This is a genomic window from Photorhabdus akhurstii, assembly GCF_018448925.1.
Lineage (GTDB): Bacteria > Pseudomonadota > Gammaproteobacteria > Enterobacterales > Enterobacteriaceae > Photorhabdus > Photorhabdus akhurstii.
The window spans coordinates 201491-227891 of the sequence record NZ_RCWE01000001.1 but is presented as its reverse complement, the minus strand read 5'-3'; the positions used below and the strand labels follow the sequence as shown (position 1 = coordinate 227891).

Below are 26401 nucleotides of genomic sequence, written 5' to 3'. Positions count from 1 at the left end.
CCACCATTCAATCTACCACTATAGGAGTAATCATGACTACGATCACATTATGGTTTCTTTTGCCCTGACGGCTCCCACCCAAGAATTGATTATCCGGGCTGCCCAAACCACTACGATCACTGGTATCTGACTGCTGTTCAAATCCTGATAGCACCAGTGTTTCACCTGAATGTAATCTCACCTTCTGACTGAATGCGCGTAAATCTATTGTCGGCAACTGCACCTGACCGGTCGCTTTCTCGCCAAACTTCTCCAGCCTCTTTAAATCGCTCAAACTAATGTTGTACTGCAACAATATTTGCTTGTCGGCCATTGCATAAGGCAGCATCAACATATTAAAACCCGTCGTCACTGTCGCTGGTTCGATCCCTACTGAAATGCCAACTTGTGGCGTCGAGGTACTAGAAGTTGATGAAACATAACCGGTCTGGGTTGCAACCTGCATCGGTACCGCTTGCAAATTCAGTGTAGTCACCGAAGGTTGAGTCACTATAGAGACTTTACCTTGGGTCGATAATGCCTTGATCAGTAAATTACTGTCACTAAATGGCCCCTTAAGAATATGAATATTGGTACTGATATCCCCCCCCTCGGTAACACCGCTGCCCGCGCCACCCACTCCGATATGAGCGTCTTTATAGGCCAGTGACCAATCAACGCCATACTGATCAGCCCGATCGAACGTCAGGTTAAGGATCTTGACATTAAGCACCACCTGCGTTGTCAATAATTTGTTCTGCTGATCAATATAATCCTTAATTCTATCAAGTACTTCGGGTGAATCAGTTACCACCAATGATGCCGTCGCCATCGACAAAGTTAACTTACCTTCGCCAGGCGTTAGCATATTTGCCACTGCTTTTTGGATCTCATCCATAACCGAACGGGTCAAAGAAGTCGCGAGAGTTTGGGAACTACCGCTGTTACCGTTACCGCTATCACTTCCATTTAAGCCCCCGCCGAACGTGGCATTGGTCGTCGCTGTCACGCTGGAAGATAATGCATCCGTACCGGGCAATGCATATATTTGAAACACTCGCGTCTCTGTTTTGAAAATATGCACTGCTCCATTGTGTACTTTCCAATGCAATCCTGATGACAAAATGACCGAATCAAGCAAACCTGCCAAGGAGCCATGCCAATGCACGTTTATTTTCATCTCTTCTGGTTGACCGCCCTCAGATATTGACTGCGCGTTCGAATTGACAACAACCTCCTCCTGACCACTCTCTTTCACCTCCGATGCCGAACTGGGAGGAGACACTGTAAACCGTGCATCAGCACTGATCAGCACCGGCACGCCACAGATACGCTTGATCTTTTCCGCAAACTGACTCAACGTCATCGGCTCCGCTTCCTCCAGCGTCAACGTGCAAGAAACAGTTTCACCCTCCTTCTTTGATGGAATCTCCTTAGTTGATACCCAATAACCATGCTCGTGAACATGCACAGCCGTCATGGCGGCAGTATTGCGTAACTCCTTAATAATACTGTCAGCATTTGCCATCTCAGCATCTGCCTGCCGATCAACATTAGAAATTGCTGCACAACTTGCCAGGCCAGTCGCTATACAGGGCAGCAATATCAATCTGGAAAACGTCAAAAACTGGATATGCATGTTATTACCCCTGAGCCTGTACATGAACAAGCCGCTGTTCCTGATAAATATCGACAACAAAAGGACGATTCGCCATCGTATAGGCTTCGAACAGCTCGCTTACCGCATGGATAAACGTGCCATTAAAACGCAGACCTGCTCGGATAGGGAAATCATAGGAAGCATCCCATACCACTTGGTAGCCAGACCTACTCGCCCATTCTTGTGTAACATCGCGCAGAGTTTGCCCCGGAGTTGCTGTCCACACCGTCGCCACAGGAACGGGTGTACGCATCGGTGCTGCATAAACGGCGACACTTGACATACAGACAAGTACCGTAAAAACATATGTGATTATTTTGTTCATCGATCTTTCCAAAAAGAAAAAAAGTAAGCCAAACAACCTGTTAACCAAGACTAGCGACCCAAAGAAAGCCCGCTTGTGAAACAACAACGAGTATTTCCAACAACTAATATTTCCAACAACTACAGTATTTCCACCAGCGCACCGTCAGATACAAACTTCCGAACATCATCCGGTAATCGTCTGGCAAGCAGACTCTCTACCCGTTTTCCTCTACCGTCGATGAGTCTGGAACCCTGCTTAAAACCAATCTGATCGGGTTCAGCGCTCCATTTAAGTAATTCTCCGAAAGCGCCATGCAACAACCCATTGTCCCCGGAGAGGATATTTTTGCGGAAAATATAGACATGAGTCCCTGAAATAAATCCCCCCCAGAGACACTGACTGGCAACGTTGTCACACCAGGCATCGGTATTCACCCACGTCATATGTAGAGTGGTCAATGCCTGCTGCATCTTGCGACTCTTGATTACGCCAACGGAATGATGATTAAGCAATTGCACACCGGCTGAAGCATAGCTACGAAACAGCGCGGCTACATCAGTCTTGGCACGCACTGACTGCACACGCACTTCATACAACAACTCACCAAAAATCAGTTGCATGATAAATACAACGGCAATCCCAACAATCGCTAATGGCCACATTTATGTTCTCCTATTACTCTAGATTGGTTAACGCCAAATCATCAGATGCGCAAGATGCTGCTACTCATCAGTTATGACTTCTCAAAATATGGGAACTGTTTTTGGAAGAATGGAACACGCTGGCAATGTTATATTTGCGATGTGGTCCAGCAATGAATGACACTATGCAAATTCTTGTATTCTTTAGATTTACCTTGGAATTCTCTTCGGGATAATCCCCCAGTCCAGATCGTTGAAAAACAAGCGGTAAATCAGATTTTTGGCTGTTGCCATTTTTATCCGCTTCATACACAGCCAACACGCAACGCATACGATGGTTATTAGCAATCGGAGGTGTAGAGACGGTGACTAACACAGGGGCATTTGAATTGTTAAAAAAAGGCTGACGCCGACTGTTTACTTTGCCGTCACCGCTAACATAATAGGCATCTCTCTTACTTGTTATTCCTGACGACATTCCCGACGCAAGCCAATAACCACTGCTGATTACCGCTTGATTTGCCAATAACCGCCTGCCTCCACTAGCATCTCTCCATTCCAAATCTGACTTATCAACATTAATCCCCTGACACACCAACAGTTCTCCCTGTTTACTCATGGAGAGGTTACCTAACGCAGGACACTTGCCACCGACAAGATTTCCAGTTTGAGTGTTGATCACTAAATTATTGCCAACAACGACGTTATTATCTGCATGAATATCACCGGCAGCCAAAGTCCCTTTATTACCGGGATTAGCATTACCATCAAGGATAAACAACGTGCCATGTTCTGGATTGACAACCACTTCACCGTCGCTATTTTGTTCAATATAGGAGGGGTTTCCCTGAGAGCGGGCAGAAAAGGCGATCTTATTCACACCATTAACCATACCGGGGCCTTGCATCGACAGAGTATTCACCTGCTCAAGACTATGACCGCCCATGTTGATGCTGGTTTCCATCCTATTCCACTCTGGATGCCCGCCTATTTTTTGTCGATGAAGCAAGTCGCCCGCCAATGTTCCCGGGCCATAGATTGACGCATCCCGCATGAACGGAGCATAAAAAATACGGCCAATCTCCTTGGGTTGATCATTGAAAAAACCAGAAAAAGATCCAGGCGCATTGACTTGACCATAACTATTCCAATAAGTGGCCGGATTACGATGATCCCGATTTTTATAATCCAAATACAGGCCGCCAACCCCAATCAATTGCGCAATCTTCATCGAATGTTTAGCAACATCAGGCTGTTTTCCATTAGCCATTGCTGGAACGCTATAAATCAACGGATCAATGCGTTTTTTGCCATTAGGCAACATAACAATTCGCAATACACCATCATATTTCTGACCAAGCGGATTAACCGTATTCTGATCAAGCCCCGGAGGTAAATAGGGGGGCAACTCTGCCCAATTAATTGGTGCCGGAGTGGGTCCACGACTTAGAGCGACATAATTATCATTAACATAATCCACCACCGCATCGCCAAGATGTTGGATCTGCCCGGCGACAACCTGATTCACCAGCATGTCACTCTGTCTGTTGAGGTAAACCACGCCAACCACCATCATTGATGCCAGTACTATCAGTGCGACAGTCACTTCCAGCAAAGTGAAACCTGCATCATGGCGGCTTATCATCAATATAGATACAGACTCATCATCATGCATAAATAGTCCTTCTTAATAGTAAGTAAGAAAATCTACTCCATCCGATAAACTATTTACCCCAAAAGCGATCCCGCCAAGGGAACGACACTGCGGCCCACTTATGCCTGGCTACCTATTGAAAAGCGCCATAATCAATCCCGCGACTGCCAGACCCGGGCCGAAAGGTATCTGTGGCGCCGTTTTCATGCTGCGTAGTCTCCAAATCGCCAGATAACTTATTAATGTGAAACTTGCTGCCAGCAAAATCATAAATGGAAGCGCTTCCACCCCCAACCAGGCGCCAAGCGCCGCCAGAAATTTAGCATCTCCCATTCCCAACGCATCACGCTGGACCCATTGCCGGGCAATCCACGCCACCAGCCTGAAAAACAGATATCCACAAACCGCGCCACTGACGGCCAAAGGTAATGCCACAAATCCGGCAGAATGCAGATTGAACAACAACCCTAGCCACAGCAAAGAAAGCGTCAGTTGATCGGGCAGCAGCATATGTTCAAAATCAATGATCGCCAGTGCGATCAACATCGAACTCAGCACCAATAACCCCAGCAACTCGTAACTCCACCCCAGATCCAAAGCTAGTAAAGAAAAAAGTAGCGCTACCGCGCCTTCAACCAGTGGATAGCGTATAGAAATCGTACCGTTACAGTATCGACAAAGCCCTTTCTGGTACAAATAGCTCAACAGGGGAATATTATCGCGGGCCGCTAACACGTGGCTGCAACGTGGACAATGGGAACGGGGAAAACAGAGATTAAAGTCGGCAGCCTTGCTATTGATTTCGGAGAAAATCATCATCGGCAAGCGGCAGATCACCACATTAAGAAAACTTCCGACACACAACCCTAACAACCCGGATGCCAGAACCAAACACCCGGTAGAAGATTGCAACCACCCTATCATCATGATGATCTCCCGGCAGATTCAGCACACAACGAACCGCATTGGATAAGAGAACAACAACAAAACTAGTGAAACCGACTTGTTTCCATCACTAAGAAAATGCAGCTTGAGAAGCCTTCACCAAGCCTGCCAAGCCACATATCACATCAAAACAATCCATGTCTTAAAATCAATGTCCTAACTGGCAGAAACAAGCGTCACGGTATTTGCATCATTGGCATTACATGCCGATTCAATTTGCGCCAAAGTCGAATCTGGTTTAATTTCTATGCCAGATTGTTGCCCTTTCCCACTCCCAACGGCCATTTTCGACCAACCAGCAACCCGCAATTTCAGCGAAAGTTGCTGGCAAGCCTCATCAGGCACATTTTGATACTCAATCTTAAAGGTTTGAGCGGTGGCATCGCCCGGAGAAATGATTACCTTGCCATTCCAACTATTAAAAATAATCCCGGTCTTACCATCCTGAGTCATATTGGCGGGAACGACTTTGTAATTAATGGCGATCTTATTATCCAAACTGTCATAGCCTTTGGCGCCATTTTTAATTGACTTCAAATTTGCGGCCATCTGAGTAATATTCGACGATTCAGTTGAGATTTCCGAAGCCCGGAACAACTTACCAATCCCGGCTGCTGCTGCGGCCAATATCACAATGCCGACAATCATCACAACCAATGCTTCAATCAGCGTAAAACCTGATTGGCGCCAAGCGCCACGTAGTACATTGACTTTCTTATTCATGCTAATCACTCCAAAATCAAAATAAGAGACGCATTACCACTCACATACTCACCAAATGAAACAAAATATTAACGCAATAATAACACACATAAAAACATTTAAAACACTTTAGTGTTTTATATTGAAATTAATCCTATAGATTACAATTTGAAAAATAAAATTGTTTAAAACGTTCAAAAATCACACAAACGATCGTCAAAAACTATCAAATATTTTAATTTCAATCGTGAATATCGATTAAAACTGATGATATAGCCTATTAAAAAATCAATGAATTTTATTCTGCCAATTAGCTGAAAACGATAACACATAAATATTTTTTATGTATAAAATTAACTTGTTGTTAAGACTTCCTGTTGTACCGGACCTATCACAGATCACATTTTTGTAAAAATGGGACATACAACAGTGTTCAACACTGAGTGCTCTTTGTTAAAGAAAAAAGCCTTTAATTAACCAAGGTTTTTTAAATGCAGATAGCGAATTTTTGCTCGCTATTTATTGCTAGAAGAATCGGTAAAAAAGGAATAGGGAATTTACTACTCAATTAAAGCACAATAATACCAATCTCATGTTTTAAATAACAGAACGAAATACATATAATGATCATAAGTTGATCAGATAAAAATATAAAATTAAGTCATTAATCCAGACAAATAGAAAATAACTCTATTAATTACCTTGTCTGAATTACAAGAACAATATAAATATGTAGATATGTAACATCGTTAATAAATTCATCTTGCATCCCATATCAATTAATGATAACTATAAAATAAAAAAGTGCCTTATTAACCTTGGTTGACCACAAGACGTTGTATACAATTATTATTAAACTTGATAACAGGCAGGCATTAGAAGCATCTAAAACGGCAGTAAAAGTATTATACCTATTAAAACAACGGGTTAAAATCATAAAATTCGATAATAGTTTGGAATTCACAAATCATGAAATCATTGGTAAAAAATTAGCAACCAAAATATACTTTTCCATCCTTACTCGCCTTGGAAAAGAGGGATCTATGAGAATATCAATGGGTTAATTAGGCAATACTTTCCAAAGGGAACCGATTTTAATAAGTCCTCTACTATGGAAATAAATTTTGTGGCAAACCGATTAAATAATATCCCCGAAAAACACAGAAGAAACACCGAATGAATTATTTAAGGGAGTACGAACATATTTACTTATGGATTAACGATATTGCACTTATTATGTGAATCCAAGTGATAATTTAATTTCAACATAAAATCCTTATGTATATTAGACTAATAAGTTAAACTTTTTCAGCAAATTATAAAAAAATGAAAAGATCATTATATGCACTGATAGTTATCTCAAAAAAATATTTTTTTAATAATAATTAAAAAACACGAATTAATGATATTCAACTGCAATCCATAAATGACAAATATAGAGGAAAGATTATCTATAAACAACTGGCGGATTAATATATTATAAAAGTTAATAAACACTTACCTCATTATTAAATTAACCATAAGTTATTATATAATAACTCAATACTATATATGGTGATAAATATGAAAAGAAAACATAACCAATCCGATATAGAAGACACTAATATTAAACCAGAAAATATTTTAACAGATACAAACAATGTCAATATTGACCCCAACAAAATATTTCCCAGAGGAATAATTGTGATGTTCTCTGGTGATAGCGCTCCTTCTGGATGGGCTTTTTGTGATGGTAATAATGGAACACCAGATTTAAGAAGCCGTTTTGTAATGTGCGGGGATAGTTTTTATGATAAAGGATATAGTAGTAAAGCCAGTGGCAGCTTCGATGAAAAAACCTTTTTCAAAAGCACAACACCAATTACAGTTTCAGTCAATGTCATGGTACAAGACACAGTATTAACAGAGTCACAAATACCTAGTCACAAACATATTGGCGGTATGTCTTATTGGAACTCGTATGGAATGAACTATGGTAACGCCAGTGATACCAAAACCAAATATCAAATATCAAATAAATAATCCCTACGATATCTCAGATAGTCCAATATGGAAAAATCCTTCACAAGGACTTAATTATTATGCCTACACATCATATACAGGAGGAGGACAGGGGCATAATCACCAAGCAACAGCATCATCTCCTGAACATTATCATAACATTGATGTAATTCCACCTTATTATTTATTGGCCTTTATTATGAAGCTTTAACTCTATTCCACAAATATAGATTTAAATCATCTATTAATTAACAACCAGAGAGGAGCTTGCCTCCTCTAAATCTTCATAACCATACCTCTTTAACGAAAATATAAGTAATCGATATTTTGATGAGGAGGAATTATTATTATGCGAATGCAAGTTAAAAACTGATTGAAATGAATGGCTTTCATAAAGTAGTTGTTGTAAATATAATATTTTTTCTCGTTTGTCCTTTTCTGATATTTTATTCTTTAGGCTCTTCTATTAATTCATTCGGTAAAGATTTGCCTGAGGAAATCTGAGACAATGTTTTTTGTAACTTGGTAGAAACACTATACCTTGGCAATGAGTGGTAATGACTACCTGATAAGACAGAGAAACAGATTGTGGCAAAGAAAGAAAAACGGCCTCACCATGACGCGTTATTCAAGCATTTTTTAACGCAGCCCGAAACGGCCAGGGAATTTTTATCCCTTTATCTGCCCGAAGAGATCCAGTTGTTGTGTGATTTAGCCACATTGAAACTGGAATCCGGCAGTTTTGTGGACCGGGATTTACGTCAACTGCACAGTGATGTGCTCTACTCGGTTGAAACAGCCCGGGGACAGGGCTATATCTATTGTCTGATTGAACATCAGTCCACTCCTGACCCGCTGATGGCCTGGCGGCTGATGTATTATGCTATGTTAGCGATGGCGGCCCACCTGAAAAAAGGCCATACCGAACTCCCTTTGGTGGCGCCGCTGCTGTTTTATCATGGCGAGATTCGGCCGTATCCTTACTCAAACCGGTGGCTGGATTGTTTTACGCTCCCCGAACAGGCGGCTCGCTTATACCGTCAGGCGTTTCCGTTGGTGGACGTCAGTGTGCTCAGCGATGAAGAAATCCTGACACATAAAAGCGTAGCTCTGATGGAACTGGTGCAAAAACATATTCGCTGCCGGGATATGCAGGAATGGCTCCTCCAATTGGTGGAACTCTTGAATGCAGGGTATAATACAACCGAGCAGCGCAATGTGGTGTTACGCTATATTTTACTGAATGGGCATACGCCGGATCTCTCCCAATTTGTCCATCAACTGATTGAACAATCTCCGGAGCATGAAACGATGTTGATGACTATTGCAGAACAGCTTGAACAAAAAGGGCTTGAGCGAGGTATCAAGCAAGGTAGAGAGGAAGGCCGGGAGGAAGGTAAAGTGGAAACGGCTCGCGCTTTATTACGGCATGGCGTGAGTTTAGACATTATTGTCACCAGTACCGGACTGAGCCGGGATAAAATTGAAGCGTTAAAGCATTAAATTAATCTTCTCTTTTACAGTAAAATGCCGATATTCAAGATCGGCATTTTTGTTCTTATTTATACCCTATGGATTTCAAGACGCATCGCGGCAGCAAGAGCGCGAATCCCCGGGAGCATAGATAACTCTGCGACCGGGGTGAGTGAATACAGCCAACAAAGAGGCAACTTGAAAGATAACGGGTATAAATCCTTGAATTAATGAAGGGCTTATGGTTGATCCCCTTGTGTTTCATTTATCCTTCGAAAAAAGCAAATCATAGGCTCAACACGATCTTCATTTACTAATTCTTTTTATCCTCAATTGATCGACAAAACAGAAAATAATTCTCCATTCATAATTTCCTTACCCCTAAAGCCAAATAAAACCGCACCAATACCCAAAATGGGTACCCTTTTCCATACCAATTAATAATTATCACGCACTATTAATTAATATTCCCTCTAAAGATTCATTACTTATAATCATGCCGCTTTATTAAATTCGAACTAAATAATCTCGAAGTAAATTTTTTCAGCATAAATAATAACCGCCACAAGGCAGGTTGCTGCGGTAGCTATAGCCATAGCTCAGTGCTAATCAAAACCTCAGTGTTAATAAAAACAAAGCAACAACGCTCTGTTTATCTTTTAAACGTAAATAACTCATTAAGGAAAAATTATGCCTACAACTTCTGAACAAATTGCTGTTGAATATCCTATTCCTACTTACCGTTTTGTTGTTTCAATCGGTGATGAAAAAGTCGCCTTTAATAACGTTTCCGGGCTAGATATTTCTCATGACGTCATCGAATATAAAGATGGTACAGGCAATTATTATAAAATGCCCGGTCAACGTCAGGCGATCAATATTACCCTGCGTAAAGGCGTCTTCTCCGGTGATACTAAACTTTTTGATTGGATTAATTCTATTCAACTTAATCAGGTCGAGAAAAAAGATATTTCAATTAGTTTAACCAACGAAGCCGGTACTGAAATTTTGATGACCTGGAGCGTGGTAAATGCTTTCCCAACCTCATTAACCGCCCCCTCTTTTGATGCCGCCAGCAACGAAGTCGCCGTGCAGGAAATTACCTTGACCGCGGATCGAGTCGCCATTCAGGCAGCTTAAGACTCATTTATCAAGCTGTTTACTCAGAATATTGCATAATAATTGGAGGCTACATGCCAACGGTACCAACCTATCCCGGCGTTTATATTGAAGAGGACGCCTCACCCGCACTCTCCGTTCGTTCCAGTGCAACGGCAGTGCCGGTCTTCGCTGTTGCAAATAACAATTTATTAAGATCAGATAAACCCTATATTCGTGTTAGTAGTTGGATGGACTATTTGACACGAAAAGGTGAATCATTTAATCCCAAGAATATCCTTGACGTTTCACTACGTGCCTATTTTATTAACGGCGGTGGATATTGCTATCTCGTCAAAACCGAAGACTTAGAAAAACAAGTGCCAAAACTTGACGATGTAACATTGCTGATTGCTGCCGGAGAAGAAATTAAAGATGCAGTAAGTACACTTTGTCAGCCGGGCAAAGGGTTATTTGCCATTTTTGACGGCCCACAAAGTGATACCGACATAAAAGAACCAGAAAAAGTCCTCAAGCCTTATTCCCCTACCGCTTATGGTGCAGTTTATTACCCCTGGCTAACCGCTGAATGGGGAGAAAATAAAACCGCCGTTGATATTCCGCCCAGTGCGGTTATGGCCGGTATTTATGCCAGTGTCGATAACAGCCAAGGGGTCTGGAAAGCGCCCGCTAACGTTCCTATTCAAGGGGGATTACAACCTAAATACCCAGTAACCGATGATCTGCAAACGCAATATAACCAAGGCAAGGCACTGAATATGATTCGTACCTTTCCTAAGAGCGGTACGCTGGTTTGGGGCGCTCGTACACTTGATGACAGCGATAACTGGCGTTATATCCCGGTTCGTCGTCTGTTTAACAGCGCGGAACGGGATATTAAAAATGCCATGAGTTTCGCCGTCTTCGAACCCAACAGCCAACCTACTTGGAAAGCGGTCCACCGCGCTATCGATAACTATCTCCATACCCTGTGGCAGCAAGGCGGGTTGATGGGTAATAAAGCCGAGCAAGCCTACTTCGTCCAGATCGGCAAAGGTCTCACCATGACCGATGACGATATCAAGCAGGGCAAAATGATTGTCAAAGTGGGTCTGGCGGCAGTTCGGCCAGCCGAGTTTATTATCTTGCAGTTTACGCAGAATATCGCTCAATAATCGGAGGCAACATGCCAACAACACCAACTTATCCCGGCGTCTATATTGAAGAAGATACATCACTGGCTCTCTCCGTTAGCCAAGGGAACACGGCAATCCCGGTTTTTATTGGTCGTTTCTCGCCGAAAAAAATCAGCGCAACGCCACAAGTGACGCGCGTGAGTAGCTGGTTGGATTTTACTAATCAGTTTCATGTGGGCTGTATTACGTCGGTAGCAGTCAAATTAACGAAACCTACTCCACCACCTGCTCCTTCCCATCCTGAGAAAAACGAAGGCAATACAAAAGCCAAAGATAATGTAAAAAATTTTGCCGCCCAAAATATTACGCTTGATACAAACGATAAAAATAACAGTGACTCTTACGATGTAACTACCGTCACCTACACAACAAGCAGTGACGCTTTAAAACTTTATTCTTCCATATGAAAGGTTAAAACCACCGACTTTAGTCGGTCAGCTTTAGCTGAGATACTGTGTTGCATGGGAGGTGCAACATGGATTACAGATACGGTAGTCACACAGTATTTCAGATTGAATACCATTTTGTGTGGGTAACGAAATACAGGCACAAAGTGCTGATAGGTGAAGTAGCAATACGGGTGCGCGAATTAGTTCGTCAGACATGTGAAGCATTTGAAATCAGGATATTAAAAGGGGTCGTGAGCAAAGATCATGTTCACATACTGGTGAGTAGTCCCCCGACATTATCTCCCTCAGAAATCATGAGGAGACTGAAGGGAAGGACAGCGAGTAAGTTGTTTGAAGAGTTTTCGCATCTAAAGAAACGCTACTGGGGTCAGCATTTTTGGGGCAGAGGCTATTTTTGTGCGACGGTGGGTCAGTTAACGGAAGAGATGATAAAGGCTTATCTGGAGCATCATTTTGAACCAAACCCGGATGATAACTTCAGGATGGACAATTGACGCATCGTTCAGCCGATGCGTATCCGGACTTTCAGTCCGTTAATCACTAACCCACCGACTTTAGTCGGTGGTTGTTGAGTTCCAAAATGGTGGCGGACCTTGTTATATCCTGCCAATTCCTGATTCAGAAGATTCTCACACGCTGGCATTAATTCCTGAGTTAATTAAGCAGGCTTTAGAAATTACCTTAATCGTCTGCCCTGAACAAGATTCTAATTACCAGAACAAAATATATAACAGTCTGACATCTTCATTATTAAATGAGGGCTATTTCCTTATCACTGATAATCAGGATAAAGAAACCGCACTCAATGTGAGCCTGCAATCACAAACCGCGACTTATTATCCCGCTGTTAAAGTCTCACAACTTATTCAGGTAGAGGAGAATAACATCTCGATTTCAGGTTATCAGGATGAAAAAGTTACCCATCTGGCGGAACTCAAAAAGCAGAACTCAAAACTCTATGCACAAGTTATCAAGGCAATAAAACAAAAAATTGCAGATAACAAAAAACTCATTCCTGCCAGTGCAATCATGGCAGGCGTGTACTGTGCTACCGATGCTCGTCGGGGCGTCTGGAAAGCACCAGCGAATGTTGTTCTCAGCGGAATTAGCGATGTCGCGGATCGACTCAGCGACAATGAACAAAGCACTATGAATCAAAAAGGCATCAATGCTATCCGTTATTTCAGCAACAAAGGATTTGTCGTCTGGGGCGCGCGTACTCTGCAAGATGATGACAACTGGCGCTACATCCCGGTTCGGCGTCTCTTTAATGCGGCAGAACGGGATATCAAACAAGCCATGCGAATTGCCGTTTTTGAACCCAACAGTCATCCCACTTGGGAACGGGTTCGGTCAGCCATTGACAACTATCTCCATCAACTCTGGCAACAAGGAGCGCTGGCCGGTAATAGCCCGCAGGAAGCCTATTTTGTCCAGATTGGTCAAAGTGTCACCATGTCCGATGACGATATTAAACAAGGCAAAATAGTGGTTAAGGTTGGCATGGCGGCGGTTCGTCCGGCTGAATTTATCATCCTGCAATTTTCGCAAAATGTAACACAGTAACCGTACTGAGGCGCGGTTCGCTGCGCCTGTTCTATTGAGGAACCGAGAATGGAAATAAAACAACCCGGCGTCACCATCACGGAGAACCTGATATCCCAGCAACAAGACGAGGCATTTGTCGGTATCCCGGTTTTTATCGGCTATACTCAACCGACTGAAAATAGCCATGTCAGTGATAAAACCTCCACCAAGCTAAATAGTCTGGCCGATTTTACTCGGTCGTTTAAAAAAACAGGATTAATGTACTACTCCGTGCGCCACTTTTTTGACAACGGAGGCCAGCAAGCTTATGTACTGTCGCTAGGTTCTGATAAACCACAAGGCAATTTTCAATCATTGACCACAACGCTACAGCAAGATTGGGTTAAACAAGCGATTTCGGCACAGAGTGCTATCACGCTGATTGTGGTCCCCGATATTGTCTATCTGAATCAAATGGATGCTCCCGATTCAGAAATCGATCAATACGACAAGATTCAGCTCTGGCTACAATTTTGGCAATCAGTACTTAACCTCTGCCGGTGCCGACGCGGCATCATGGGATTGCTGGATGCCCCCGATGATCCCGCACTGGCCGCTGAATGTCTAACGCAGCTCTCTTCCAGTGATCGGCAATGGGGCGCGGTATACTGGCCGCGACTAAAAAGCGCCTATCAGGAACAAGGTCAACCGATTGTACTTTCACCAACCGCCGCAGTGGCCGCCGTCATTCAGCGTAACGATAACCAAATGGCGGTCTGGCATGCCCCCGCGAACGTCGCGTTAGCCAAGGTGATAAGCCCAATACGCTCTCATATTGAAGCCGATGATCTGTTTAATCAGAACGGTACTTCGTTGAATCTGGTTCGCAGCTTTCCCGGCAAAGGGATAAAGATCTGGGGATGCCGCACGCTGGACTGTACCCCCGACTCTCCTTGGCGCTATATCCAGACTCGCCGTCTGGTTTCCTATATCGAAGCCCATATGGCTCAATTGGGCCGGGCCTTTGTTTTTGAACCGAATAACGCCATCACCTGGATGAAGTTCAAAGGTCAGGCTTACAACTGGCTACGCCAATTATGGCTAAATGGCGGACTGCGGGGCACTCAGGAAGATCAAGCTTTCGAGGTGTTGCTGGGAGTTGACGAATCGATGAGCGAAGCGGATCTGCGAGCCGGGAAAATGATCATCAAGATCAAACTGGCGCTGCTCATTCCAGCGGAATTTATCGAGTTGAATCTGACATTTGATACCCGTACCGGACTCACCCATTAAACAGGGGCAAAATATGAACAATTTATCCACCCCGTCGGTGTCACACCGTTTTATCGCCAGTTTTCTGTTTAACAATATCCCTAGCCCACTCGACATTGCTTTCCAACGTATATCAGGACTTAGCCGTGAATTGCAAACCACTCAACACAGTCAGGGCGGAGAAAATGCCAGAAACGTTTGGCTAGCGGAGAAGATCCAGCACGGCAATTTGGTTCTGGAACGTGGCGTTATGACCGTCACGCCGCTGACTTGGGTGTTTGATCGCGTCCTGCGCGGCGAGAAAGCAGTGTATGCCGATGTGGTTATCATACTACTGAATGAACATTCAGTTCCCGTAGCGAGCTGGACATTAAGTAACGCCCTGCCAGTTCGCTGGTCCACCGGCGACCTTGATGCCAATAGCAATACGGTTCTGGTGAATGCGCTGGAATTACGTTATCAGGATATGCGCTGGTTAGGAGTGAAAGCATGACCGTCGAAATTAAAGAGCTGATTATTCAGGCCAAAGTCACCGATTCAGCCAGTCACCCGGTCGCGCCGCGCACACTGGCGCAGGAAACGCTGGATAATGCCCGCCTGATTGAGATAGTGAAACGGGAAGTATTAGACGCATTGCGTGAAGCAGGAGGTCATTATGAGCTTAATTGAACGCAGCCTGTCCAGACTCACTCTCACCGCTTTCAAGGATCGGGAAGGGAAAATCTCGGTAGGCAGTTTACAGGCAATGTATAACCCCGATGCCATCCAGCTCGATTATCAAACCCGTTATCAGCAAGATGAAAGCATTAACAGCACCAGCCAAAGCAGCCGCTATGTATTATCCCAACCGGCTGGCCTGTCATTAGTTCTGTTATTTGACGCCGCCATGCCCGGCAACAACACCCCGGTAGAAACCCAATTGGCAACGCTAAAAGCCTTGTGTGCCGTGGATGCCAGTACTCACGTTCCCCACTTCCTGAAAATCAAATGGGGCAAAATGCGTTGGGAGAACAAAGGCTATTTTGCTTGCCGTGCTAGCGGCCTTAGCATCAGTTACACCCTATTTGACCGGGACGCCACGCCATTGCGGGCCAGCGCTACCCTATCTCTGGCGGCAGATGAAAGCTTTGTGATTCAAGCTACCGAACAGCAATTAAAATCACCCCCGTCTACTGCGGTTAACGTAACCGATATGCTCTCCCTGCCGTTGATTGCCTTAGGCGCCGGAGCTTCTTTGGCAGGCGGGATTGATTATCTCTCGCTGGCTTGGCAAAACGGACTGGATAATCTCGACGATTTCACCCCCGGACAAACCCTGCAAGCCAAGAGGGATGCATGAAGATACCTGTGATAACACTCGAGATAGGCGGTAAAACGCTTAACCACTTTACGGTTATCAGCCTGACAGTAAACCATCATATTAATGGCATCCCCTCGGCCAACATCACGCTGGGGATCGCCGGTGATGCCAGTCATATCTTTGATGCCAAAGCGCAAGCTGAACTGGCAAGTTGCCGCCCGAGTCACGAACTTAGCGTGCAGATAGAAAAAACTGTGCTGTTTAAGGGGATCATCGTTCGACAAACATTAGGGCTGAAAGGTCAGGACAGCATTATTACTCTGATCGCCAAGCATCCATTGCAAAAATTAACTCACAACTTCCACTCGCAACTGTTCAACAAACAGAGTGATGAGGCGATTATCAAGAAGTTGTTTAGCCAAGCGGGTATCCCTGTCACCATAAAACCAGCGCCTCAGCTTAAAACCGTGCATGAGCAAATGGTACAGTTTCGCTGTAATGACTGGGCTTTTCTAAAAAATCGGCTACTCGCGACTCATATCTGGCTGCTGCCCGGCAACGACAGCGTGACGCTAGTCGTCCCGGAATCACTGAATCGGTCAACTATACATACCATCCACCAGCGAGCCAACCATCAGGATATCGTGTTATTTGAAGCGAATCTGCAATGGGATAACCAACGCAGCCCCAAAACCGTGAATGTGCAATCTTGGGATATCGCTCAACAAAAACTGTCTCCAGCCCATCAGGCAAAAAGCAGCGGCCTGGGTCACAATCAACTCGCCATAGACAACCTGACATCATTAACCAGCCAACAATGGCAATGGGTTTTCAGCTATCCGTTGGACAATGAACAGGCCAAACAGCTTGCTCAAGGCATACTAAATAACCGCCGCAGTCATAACGTCTCCGGGAATTTTGAGGTCGAAGGAGATAACCGTTATCAAGCAGGCGATGTGCTAGCATTAAGCGGCTTTGGTCAAGGGATGGATGGTCAAGCGATTATCACCGGCGTCAGTCACACCATTACTCAGCGACAAGGCTGGCGCACTCGGCTAACTCTGGGGCTATTACCGGAAACCGAGCAAGTTATACCGCAGACGAAAGAGTTACATGTCGGGATCGTGGAAAAATATCAACGAGATAGCCAATCATTGGACCGTATTCCGGTCAACATACCGGCGTTAAACTTAACCAACGGCACCCTGTTTGCCCGTTTGGGTAAACCTTACGCCAGTCATGAAAGCGGCTTCTGCTTTTACCCGGAACCGGGAGATGAGGTGATTATCGGCTTCTTTGAATGTGATCCTCGCTTCCCGGTGATATTAGGCTCGATGCATAACCCGAAAAACAAAGCACCATTAGAACCGAGTGAAAAAAATCAAATGAAAACCTTAGTGATTAAACAAGGGGAAAATCAACAGGCATTAATCTTCGATAATAAAGAGAATACCCTCGCATTAAATAGCGGGAAAAATACCTTATCTTTGCAACAGGATAAAGATATCACACTTAATTCCGCTAAGAATCTTATTACCCATGCTCAAGAAATTAAAATAGCGGCCGAAAAATCGCTGTCCGCTTCCGGGAAATCTGGGGTTGATATTAAAGGCTCGAAGATTAACTTAACCCAATAATAAGGTAATGAGATGACAAACAAAGCATTAGCCAATAAAGCATTAACCGAAAAAGTATTAACCGAAACAGCATTAACCGAAAAAGTATTAGCCGACATTTATGGTCGGGGTTGGGCCTTTCCGCCGCAATTTTCTATTAAAAATTTTTCTATTAAAGATAGTACGTATAAATATAGTACATATAAATATAGTGCGCATCCTGAAATAGCAACCGGCGTCACAATGGCGGAAGGGGCGGAAAACGTTCGTCAAAATATGAAAATTCTTTTTCTTACCGAACCCGGCGAACGGATTATGCGTGAAAATTATGGTTGCGGCCTGAGTGATTATCTGTTCGCCAATATCCGTGACGAAATGATGGCAGAAATTCAGACTCGGATTGAAGAACGGGTATTGCGTTATGAACCCCGCGCCGATATCAACGAGATCCAAGTAAACCAAAGAACAGACGTCCCTAACACCCTGCATATTCAGGTCACTTACACCCTGCGAGGCAGCGAAATCAGCCAGCAGATTGAAGGCGCCCTTGAAGTTAATGAAGGCCGAGTACAGGTGAGTCTATGAGCAAACAACTGGTGGTGGATGGCGACACTTTGCTGTTCGAACCCTTATTTGGCAATCGGCAAGTCACCATTTTGGGGCCAGCGACCATCCGCGGTAGCGGACACGCGCAAATCCAAGGCAAAAAAATCGTCATAGTAGGTGATGAAAAAAAGGTCCAGTTTCAGGCGCAATATATTACCCCGAGCCACCCGGTCCCCGGCATGGGAATGGTCACTATTGCTCAATTGGATGCCAGCCAGCAGGTAAACTTCTGCCGTAGCCCTGCCACGGTAATTGTGGTCGGGCAACAATTTATCGCCCGTTTTACCCCGTCACAACCGGCCAATAATCCATCGAGCGGCCCGGATGTGACAGCCCCCAGTATGGGCAAAGGCCGTTTTATTGCCAGCCAATATGCGGTCACTGCCGGATAAATAACCTCTTCAACTTTATTCTAAATAACAGGTAATAAAAATATGGGACAAGCCGAGTTAGAAAATAAACTCTCTGCTATTGTGCCGGATACTGCATTTAAACTTGATGAAAGAAGTACGCTGGATATTTTAAACTGGCTTAAAACTTATGCAAAAGAAATCCCTTTCGATCAAGAGAAAAAACAGTTCTGGGATAGTTTTTACTTTATTCAAGAAAATAATCCGCAACAATTGGCGGATATTTACCAAAATGCAAATAAAACAGATGGCCTTTTACCGGCCCATCAAGCTTTTATCTTGGCTTTTTTAAAGCTATTAGAAACAACCAATCGATTATTAAATACTTTTCCGGCCCGGCACCGCAGTCTTTATTACCGAGAATTATTGGGGCTAAAACCCAAAAAAGCGCAAGCGGATAAAGTTGCTATCGAAATTACTCTGAATACTGACAACCCAGAATTTCTGGTAGCCAAGGGAACACTGTTTGATGCGGGGCAAGACAATACCGGTAATCCGTTACAATATGCATCTGATACGGATTTACTGGCGAATCAGGGAAAGTTAACCGATCTGCGTTGGTATCGGAAAGTTGATAATGTCTGGAAATCAGCAATACTATTAAGCGACTCAGACAACATTGAATTCCCCAAAAACGGCATTCAACTTTTTAGCGAAACATCCAATGATCTTGAGGTTCAATCTGACCACCTGAATTGGGGCGAAGCAAATATATCGTCATTAACCCATGACACATTCTACTTAGGCTTTACCAATGTATTACCGGGGCAAACTTTATCTTTATACTGGCAGTCAGAAGGTGTTAAAGCACTTAATTTATCTTGGTCTTATCTAAACCAGAAAAATATCTGGCAGCCAATCAATCAACTGGTTCACGATCAAACTCATAACTTGTCTGACCGGGGTATCTGGCGCACCTTATTGCCAAAGGATGCTGCAAATCAGGCGGCTTTGATGCCGACGGGACGTTACTGGCTGAAAGCCGAGATAACTCATCAGACCGATCCTCAAGATTATCCACGTATTAAGGGCTTGTTGTATAACGCCGCCACGGCGACATTAGTCAACGCAGACACCGTTGAACAGGATCACTTTATCAACGGATTAGCCGCCGACAGCATTAAACAACCGGTCAATGCATCCCCTGCAATCAGTGGCGTCACTCAACCTTGGGCCTCTTGGGATGGTCATCCGCAAGAAACAGAACAAGCCTTCCTGACGCGGCTCCCGGCTCGGTTATCTCACCGTAACCGGGCGCTGAGTTGGGGCAACATTGTCACCTTATTAAAAGAACAATTTGTCAGCCTGTTTGATGTCAAATACCCGTCTGCCGGTGAATTAACCAAAATCCCGGCGCCGGAAAAACAACAACTGATTGTGATCCCTGACAGCCGTTACAAAGATAACGATGATGCGCTGCGTCCAACGTTAAACCCCGCTCGGCTGGCGGAGATGGCCGAATGGATCAAACAACTCAGCAGCCCTTGGGCAACGATTGAAATCAACAATCCCACCTACATTGACGTTAATGTGAACTACCAAGTGACCTTTATCGCAGGCGTTAACCCTGACTACGGATATCACCAGCTACAACAGCAATTAAGCCGAAAATATATGCCGTGGGGAGAAAATGCCGCTATCGGCGTGACAGTCGGTAATCGCATTGATTACTACCAGTTGTTAGCCACCATCCAGCAATCTCCTCTGGTGGAACGCGTCACCGATTTAAGCCTAACCATCGCTAACCGAGTCGCGATCGAGGCTGCCGATAATGAAGTGCTGATTTTAGTCTGGTCAGAACAGCGTCCCTCAAACCAAGGAGCTAACCAATGAGTCATCAGGATGCCCTGTTTCCCATCGTCAAAGACGATATTACTTTCGATGCCCTACTTGCTCAGGCCAAAACGGTGATTGAGCAACAATCCGGCCAATGCTGGAGCAATACCAGTGAAAACGATCCCGGCATCACCTTACTGGAAGCCTGTTGTTATGGCGCTTCCGATCTGGCCTATCGCCACACATTACCGCTGAGAGACCTTCTAACGCCAAGACCAGAGGACCAAACACCCGGCGACGGTATTTTCCCCCAAGAATTTGGCCCACAACAAACGCTAACCTGTGGCCCGATCACTGCGGAAGATTATCGCCGGGCTTTATTGGATTTACATAGCAGCGACACGGTTAATGAAACAAACGAAAGTTATTTTTTCTTTAATGATGTCCAATTAATTCGTGAACCTGAAAACGAACGCTATGAATATTGGTATAACAAAGAAAAACGTGAATATAGCTTTAAAAACTCCGGATCAGATAGCCAATTAGCTCTGAGAGGAAATTATTGGCTCTATTTACTGCCTGGTCGGGAAACTGAAACTAATAAAACACTGGCTGAGGAGAGGCTGAAAACTTTCCTAAAAGATAACCGTAATCTGGGGGAATTCATCAGCAATATTATCTGGTTGAAACCCATTGATCTCCTCTTGCAGATTGATATTGAACTTGAAGATAACGTCATTGATCTTCCTGATATCTTCGCCCAAGTTTATATGACGGCGGAACAGATGGTGCTGGCAAAACCCAAACGTTATACCACTCAGGCTATGAAAGATCAGAGTTACAATCATGAAGAGATATTTTCCGGCCCTTATTTACATCACGGTTGGATACCGACATTACCTCAAGTCAAAAATTACACCGGCGCTACGGTATTAAATCTAAGTCATCTGGTTAACCGATTATTGTCTATTAAAGGTGTGCAAAGTATAACCCGGTTGGCATTAGCTAATCACGACAAAACTATTACGCAATTGTCGGATGATAATTGGTCCTGGAGAATCGCCCAAGGATATTACCCCAGATTATGGGGTAGCGATCCATTGGCATTAATTACCTCAGCAAACAGCCCGCTTACCATTACCGCCAAAGGGGGCGTTAAAATTGGCGTTACCAAATATGATGTAGAGAAGCAGCTTATTGCAGAACCACTGATTAATACACAACCTGAATTACTGCATTGGGGTAAATATCGTAAAGTTCTGGATTACTATCCGGTAAGCAATAAATTACCCGCTTGCTATGGATTGCAGACCTATGCCAGCAACCAACAGCAAATACAGTTGCACCAATTTATGCTCCCTTTTGAACAAATGCTGGCTAACGGCTGTGCCGAACTCGCCCTTTTACCAAAACTATTAGCCTTTAAACAACGGGGAGAAACAGTACACGGTGTGCAATGGCCTTTTAAAACGGGTACAGTCAGCCATCGTGTTCACCAACAAGTCATTCCTTATTTAACCGCAAAACTAAGCCGCGATTCACAAATCTATATTGATAACCATATTCAGAAGCCAAACTATATAAAAGAGGCGACAATTCTGAATTATCTGTTGGGCTATTTTGGCGCTCAACTTGCCGCCAGACCACTTACATCAAACTCACTACTGGGTTTCAAAGACTTTTTGTCTACTCAGCGCGGCTATCTGGCTCAACAACCGGAACTGACCTATCAACGTAATAATATTCGGATTGATCAAGTGTCGGCGCTACAAAAAAGAATTGCCGCCCGCTTGGGTTTAGGTGGGGAATGTTTCAGTAAAACACCTAATCTGGATGGCCTGCCTTTTTATTTAATTGAACACCGTCAACTTTTGCCGATAAAACCCGATACCAAATTCGACGATAAACAAAAACCTGACGATCTAAAGATAATTGAAGAGAATTCAGGCTCTAAAAATCATCAACTCATCATCACACAGCAAGGTATTGCAGGTCAGTTATTACAAGGTCAGGTAATTAATCTGATTATTATTGAAGATGATAGAGAGTTTATATTACGGAGCCAAATGATCACCGAAGTAACAGGAGATACCTTTTCCCTTAGTACACGTAACAGCAGCGATTTGGAACGCAATCTGGACAGAATAAGACAGAAATTTAATGATGGTAATCTGCGCTGGCAAAATAGCCCAGTATGGCTGGAAGATATGGATTATCAATTGGTTTATGCCGACGAGACATATAAAAATGCTACCGAAGATCAACGTTGGATTACATCCAGTGCTCAAAGCCCCTTCCCTGCTATGATTGAAGAAAATGATGAAATCACCCTGAAATATGTGATTACCCCATCTGGGCCAGCCTCAAAAATATCAGCTCGTACCGTTCTCGCTGAACCACCCGAATATGAACTCAAAGCGCGGGTAGTTAAATTTGATCGTATTCAAGGCAAGATATTAATTAAACGCAACCAAGACTCACCGAATAAAAACTTTCCAAAAGAGGCCGAAGCATGGCGTTATCGCTGGTATTTCTCCAGCGAAAAATATGCTTTGGCCGATCGCTTTTCATTTGTGGTCAGCGTGGTAGTGAGTCGTCAGTTAATTGAGAATGGCAAAGTTGATCCTTACAAACTGGAATCTTGGGTGAAAACAGAAATATTAGCTGAATTCCCCGCGCATATTTCAATGATTATTCATTGGTTATCACCGGAACATTTTAAAGATTTTGCCAGCACCTATAAACGTTGGCAAAACAATGACGCACCTTTAGGAGACGAGGCATACCATATTTTAGAAACCTTAACCTTAGGACGCCTACCTTCTAATGCAACCGGTATTGGTAATATGCGAATTGCCACTAAACAGCAACGTACCGAGGTCATTGGTGGATCTGGCAATCAATGGAATGCAACAGTCATAACAAGTAATCAATTATTATATGTGCCTAAGCCGTAGGCATAACTAAACTCAATGCAATTATTAATAAAGACAGTAGCAAAAATATAAACTAATTTATCCAATATAAAAATAAATTAATATAGCACTACAAAAGACTTATTTTAATATTAAATATCTTCTCCTGTTTAATTATACAGGAATACCTATAAGATATTTAAGTCATAATAATTTAACACCATATAATATAGGATGATAAAAATGGAAAAAAAATCTAATCTATCTAATGCAAAATCTAATATGGAAAATATCAAATCAAATGGCCCATCAGCAGATGATTTAAAAAAGCGCTTTAAAGAAGGCAGTATTCCATTACAAACCGATTATGCCGACCTGATTAATATTGCTGATATGGGGCGCTGGGCTGTTGGTAAAGCTCCCGGTCAAACAGATAATCCAAATTCAGCGCTGAAACTGGATAATAGCGGTGCACTAGCGGTAAAAATTAACGACAATGGTGGTTTAAAGGCAGATGAGAATGGATTAAGTGTAAAAATCAAGAATAAAAGCCTGTCAGTTGATAATAACGGATTAGCAGTCAATGCCGGCAGAGGATTGAGAATTAACAACGATAAGCTTGAAGTCAATAATCATCACGGTATTGAAATAGTTAATGAAGGGGTAAAAGTTAAAGCTGGTGAAGGTATTAAAGTAGACAGTAACGGTGTCAGTTTAAAAATGGGAAAACCTATCAGTCATGCCTTTTCTCCATTAATATTAGAACCCAAAAATGATGTTTTATCTGTAAAGATAGGCAATGGCCTGTTTGATAGAGACAATGGAATATCAGTTAACCCAGGTAATGGCATTGATGCAGGTTACGATTATGTGGCTGTCAAGGCTAGTAATGGTATTACTGTTGATAATAGTGGTGTTTCAGTTAAAGCAGGCAATGGTATTACAGTTAATTCAAATGGTGTAAGTGTTAATATTCAACAAATTGCATCAGCACTCGCGGACTTAATTATTCCTTCAGGAACAATTGTACCATTTTATAGTAATGGCAGTTTACCTAATGGTTGGCTATGGTGCGATGGGAATAATGGCACACCTAATCTAAACAAGGGCATGACTAATGAGATCACATTAATTTCAGGTTGGTCAAGAAAGATAAATAGTGTTGATTGGCTCTTATATAATGTAGGGTATATAGGTGTTGAACAAAGTACAGAAGTTCAAGTAGGCAATTTAAGAATAAATGCATTTTATGCAAGATATATCATGAAAAAATAGACTCGTTAATCAGAATAGTATTATACATATATTTATATTTACCACATTTATTAGTTAAAAATGAGATATTAATATGTCTTGGGCACCAAATCTGTTAAATCGGATTACCATTACTATTGCAGCTAATAATCAACAGGTAGCTAAAAAAGTATTGCATGGCTCCATGCTTAATCAAGACAATATACATAAATTACTCAACTCATACTTTTATGAATATAACATTCATCAGCATATCTCTTTAGAGACATTAACCCTTAATCTTGGTGAAATAAATTCCTATGAATTTAACTCATTATTCCCTGTTCGTCTCAAGGTTGAGCTGAATAAAGCACTTAACCAATATCAGATAAACAACCATCAGGAAGAAATTCTACTGAATGAACTAATATCTAATAAATTTACCGATGATTCTTCCGCATTCTGCGATAATTATTTAATTGATGCGAAGAGTTTTATTCATTTTTTATATCAACAATATTCCCAATTAAATACACTGGAGACAATAACCAATCATAAAGAGATTAATATTAATAAACTTACTCATCAATTAACACAGATAGAGAACAAATGGATATTGCTATTGGCAAAAAGCTGTCTATCTGAACATGGTCTACAACGACTTTTGGCTATCAAGCAACCCGCTTTATTCATTGCCATTAATCGCAGATTATCCGAAGAAGTAAACAAATCACAATATCAGGAGGAGCTTGTCTCCTCCGCACAACTGATACTCAATGCACTGGAATATCTACAGCGGCATAATATTCAGGAAATACCTAAACCCAATACAAAAATCATTTCACATATTACAACTGAACTTAATAACGGTGTACTTAATGCCACATATGTTATTAAATTATTTCGCCAAGCTATGAACCACAATATTCCATTAAATAGTTGGCTAAAACAACTCTGGCAAACCGTTTCTGTTTCACGGCTTTGCCAAAAATATCTGTCGGTTGAAGAATACCAATATCTATTGGAATGCTTTATGCCAAATCATATAGATAAAAATACACCCGGTAAAAAATCAACCACGAATAACATTAATTTTTCAGATATTCAGCAACATCAACCTCTGGTAAATCAGAAGGTGATCACAGAAAATCAAAAAATACTATCAGCATCAAACTCTCCACGCCAAGTCAATAATGCCGGAACATTAATACTATGGCCGATACTACCCGCATTGTTTAATCAACTTGGCCTACTTGAAGGGAAAAAATTTATCCATCGCCAAGCCCAATTTAGCGCTGTTAATTTCCTTAACTATCTGATTTGGGGAACCGATGAAACACCGGCTGAGCGCAAGAGACTCAATAACATTCTGTGCGGATTAACGCCTGATGAAAACAGTGAATCAATCTTTCTTAAACCAGAGAAGCAATTGATAACAGAGCAATGGCTAGATACCGTTATTGCTCAACTTCCCGGCTGGAAAAAATTAAGCCGTAATGATGTCCGCCAACTATTTTTACAACGACCGGGAGAATTGCTGACAAACGAGCAAGAAATCAAAATCACCATCCAGCAACAGCCATTTGATGCATTGCTGGCTGACTGGCCGTGGCCATTAAATATCGCCAAACTTCCCTGGTTGGATCGCTCTTTATTAATCGACTGGCAAAATATTTAACA

General features: G+C 42.8%; 23 protein-coding genes and 2 pseudogenes. 19 read left to right on the top strand and 6 right to left on the bottom strand.

The features are described 5' to 3' along the window. Positions 1–7 precede the first annotated feature (7 nt). The 6 genes from pilN to EAE93_RS00970 form a co-directional block, all read right to left on the bottom strand. A complete protein-coding gene (gene pilN / locus EAE93_RS00995) occupies positions 8–1618 on the bottom strand; it encodes a PilN family type IVB pilus formation outer membrane protein (RefSeq protein ID WP_214038891.1) in 1611 nt (536 codons plus the stop codon). A 4-nt stretch (positions 1619–1622) separates the two neighbouring features. Then, a complete protein-coding gene (locus EAE93_RS00990; protein ID WP_036778921.1) occupies positions 1623–1964 on the bottom strand; it encodes a toxin co-regulated pilus biosynthesis Q family protein in 342 nt (113 codons plus the stop codon). Positions 1965–2083: 119 nt separating this feature from the next. After that, positions 2084–2608 (bottom strand): hypothetical protein, encoded by a 525-nt coding sequence (locus EAE93_RS00985; RefSeq protein ID WP_105395977.1) that lies wholly within the window; start codon positions 2606–2608, stop codon positions 2084–2086. 67 nt (positions 2609–2675) lie between these two features. Next, on the bottom strand, positions 2676–4262 hold the full coding sequence (pilV, locus tag EAE93_RS00980; protein ID WP_214038890.1) for a shufflon system plasmid conjugative transfer pilus tip adhesin PilV: 1587 nt from the start codon (positions 4260–4262) through the stop codon (positions 2676–2678). A gap of 108 nt (positions 4263–4370) precedes the next feature. Beyond that, a complete protein-coding gene (locus EAE93_RS00975; RefSeq protein WP_214038889.1) occupies positions 4371–5168 on the bottom strand; it encodes a prepilin peptidase in 798 nt (265 codons plus the stop codon). A 174-nt stretch (positions 5169–5342) separates the two neighbouring features. Then, the gene (locus EAE93_RS00970) at positions 5343–5909 is read right to left on the bottom strand and encodes a type 4 pilus major pilin (RefSeq protein ID WP_214038888.1); all 567 of its coding nucleotides are present in this window, start codon (positions 5907–5909) and stop codon (positions 5343–5345) included. Between the two features lie 779 nt (positions 5910–6688). On the opposite strand from EAE93_RS00970, the pseudogene EAE93_RS25455 reads away from it, so the two are divergent. The 19 genes and pseudogenes from EAE93_RS25455 to EAE93_RS00875 form a co-directional block, all read left to right on the top strand. Continuing rightward, positions 6689–7108 (top strand): annotated as a pseudogene (locus EAE93_RS25455) (IS30 family transposase); the annotation flags it as partial. A 343-nt stretch (positions 7109–7451) separates the two neighbouring features. Then, positions 7452–7910, top strand: coding sequence for a tail fiber protein (locus tag EAE93_RS00960; RefSeq protein ID WP_036778931.1), 459 nt, complete (start codon positions 7452–7454; stop codon positions 7908–7910). 567 nt (positions 7911–8477) lie between these two features. Beyond that, positions 8478–9392, top strand: coding sequence for an Rpn family recombination-promoting nuclease/putative transposase (locus EAE93_RS00955; protein WP_214038887.1), 915 nt, complete (start codon positions 8478–8480; stop codon positions 9390–9392). A gap of 660 nt (positions 9393–10052) precedes the next feature. After that, positions 10053–10502: a phage tail protein gene (locus EAE93_RS00950; protein ID WP_110090354.1), complete on the top strand. Its 450-nt coding sequence runs from the start codon at positions 10053–10055 to the stop codon at positions 10500–10502. 53 nt (positions 10503–10555) lie between these two features. Next, entirely contained in the window at positions 10556–11635 is a 1080-nt protein-coding gene (locus EAE93_RS00945; protein ID WP_214038886.1) for a phage tail sheath family protein, read from the top strand. An 11-nt stretch (positions 11636–11646) separates the two neighbouring features. Further along, positions 11647–12063 carry a hypothetical protein gene (locus EAE93_RS24245; RefSeq protein WP_250150833.1) on the top strand — a complete coding sequence of 139 codons (417 nt, stop codon included), beginning with the start codon at positions 11647–11649 and terminating at the stop codon, positions 12061–12063. A 68-nt stretch (positions 12064–12131) separates the two neighbouring features. Beyond that, positions 12132–12560, top strand: a complete 429-nt coding sequence (gene tnpA / locus EAE93_RS00935; protein ID WP_040154654.1) for an IS200/IS605 family transposase — start codon at positions 12132–12134, stop codon at positions 12558–12560. 79 nt (positions 12561–12639) lie between these two features. After that, positions 12640–13632: pseudogene (locus tag EAE93_RS25255) on the top strand (phage tail sheath family protein); the annotation flags it as partial. 48 nt (positions 13633–13680) lie between these two features. Continuing rightward, a complete protein-coding gene (locus EAE93_RS00925) occupies positions 13681–14886 on the top strand; it encodes a phage tail sheath family protein (RefSeq protein WP_214038885.1) in 1206 nt (401 codons plus the stop codon). A 13-nt stretch (positions 14887–14899) separates the two neighbouring features. Further along, positions 14900–15358 carry a phage tail protein gene (locus EAE93_RS00920; protein ID WP_214038884.1) on the top strand — a complete coding sequence of 153 codons (459 nt, stop codon included), beginning with the start codon at positions 14900–14902 and terminating at the stop codon, positions 15356–15358. Then, entirely contained in the window at positions 15355–15534 is a 180-nt protein-coding gene (locus EAE93_RS00915) for a DUF5908 family protein (RefSeq protein ID WP_214038883.1), read from the top strand. The genes EAE93_RS00920 and EAE93_RS00915 overlap by 4 nt, the downstream gene beginning before the upstream one ends. Further along, positions 15521–16204, top strand: a complete 684-nt coding sequence (locus EAE93_RS00910) for a CIS tube protein (RefSeq protein WP_110086771.1) — start codon at positions 15521–15523, stop codon at positions 16202–16204. Before EAE93_RS00915 ends, EAE93_RS00910 begins: the two co-directional genes overlap by 14 nt. Then, positions 16201–17802 (top strand): phage baseplate assembly protein V, encoded by a 1602-nt coding sequence (locus tag EAE93_RS00905; protein WP_214038882.1) that lies wholly within the window; start codon positions 16201–16203, stop codon positions 17800–17802. Before EAE93_RS00910 ends, EAE93_RS00905 begins: the two co-directional genes overlap by 4 nt. A 12-nt stretch (positions 17803–17814) precedes the next feature. Beyond that, complete coding sequence (locus EAE93_RS00900; RefSeq protein WP_214038881.1) at positions 17815–18366, top strand: GPW/gp25 family protein; 552 nt, start codon at positions 17815–17817, stop codon at positions 18364–18366. Next, positions 18363–18779, top strand: coding sequence for a hypothetical protein (locus EAE93_RS00895; RefSeq protein ID WP_214038880.1), 417 nt, complete (start codon positions 18363–18365; stop codon positions 18777–18779). The genes EAE93_RS00900 and EAE93_RS00895 overlap by 4 nt, the downstream gene beginning before the upstream one ends. A gap of 42 nt (positions 18780–18821) precedes the next feature. Continuing rightward, the gene (locus EAE93_RS00890; RefSeq protein ID WP_110086768.1) at positions 18822–20630 is read left to right on the top strand and encodes a hypothetical protein; all 1809 of its coding nucleotides are present in this window, start codon (positions 18822–18824) and stop codon (positions 20628–20630) included. Further along, positions 20627–23530, top strand: a complete 2904-nt coding sequence (locus EAE93_RS00885; RefSeq protein WP_214038879.1) for a hypothetical protein — start codon at positions 20627–20629, stop codon at positions 23528–23530. Before EAE93_RS00890 ends, EAE93_RS00885 begins: the two co-directional genes overlap by 4 nt. Before the next feature lie 201 nt (positions 23531–23731). Then, on the top strand, positions 23732–24763 hold the full coding sequence (locus EAE93_RS00880) for a hypothetical protein (RefSeq protein ID WP_214038878.1): 1032 nt from the start codon (positions 23732–23734) through the stop codon (positions 24761–24763). A 73-nt stretch (positions 24764–24836) separates the two neighbouring features. Beyond that, on the top strand, positions 24837–26399 hold the full coding sequence (locus EAE93_RS00875; RefSeq protein ID WP_214038877.1) for a contractile injection system tape measure protein: 1563 nt from the start codon (positions 24837–24839) through the stop codon (positions 26397–26399). The last annotated feature ends 2 nt before the right edge of the window (positions 26400–26401 follow it).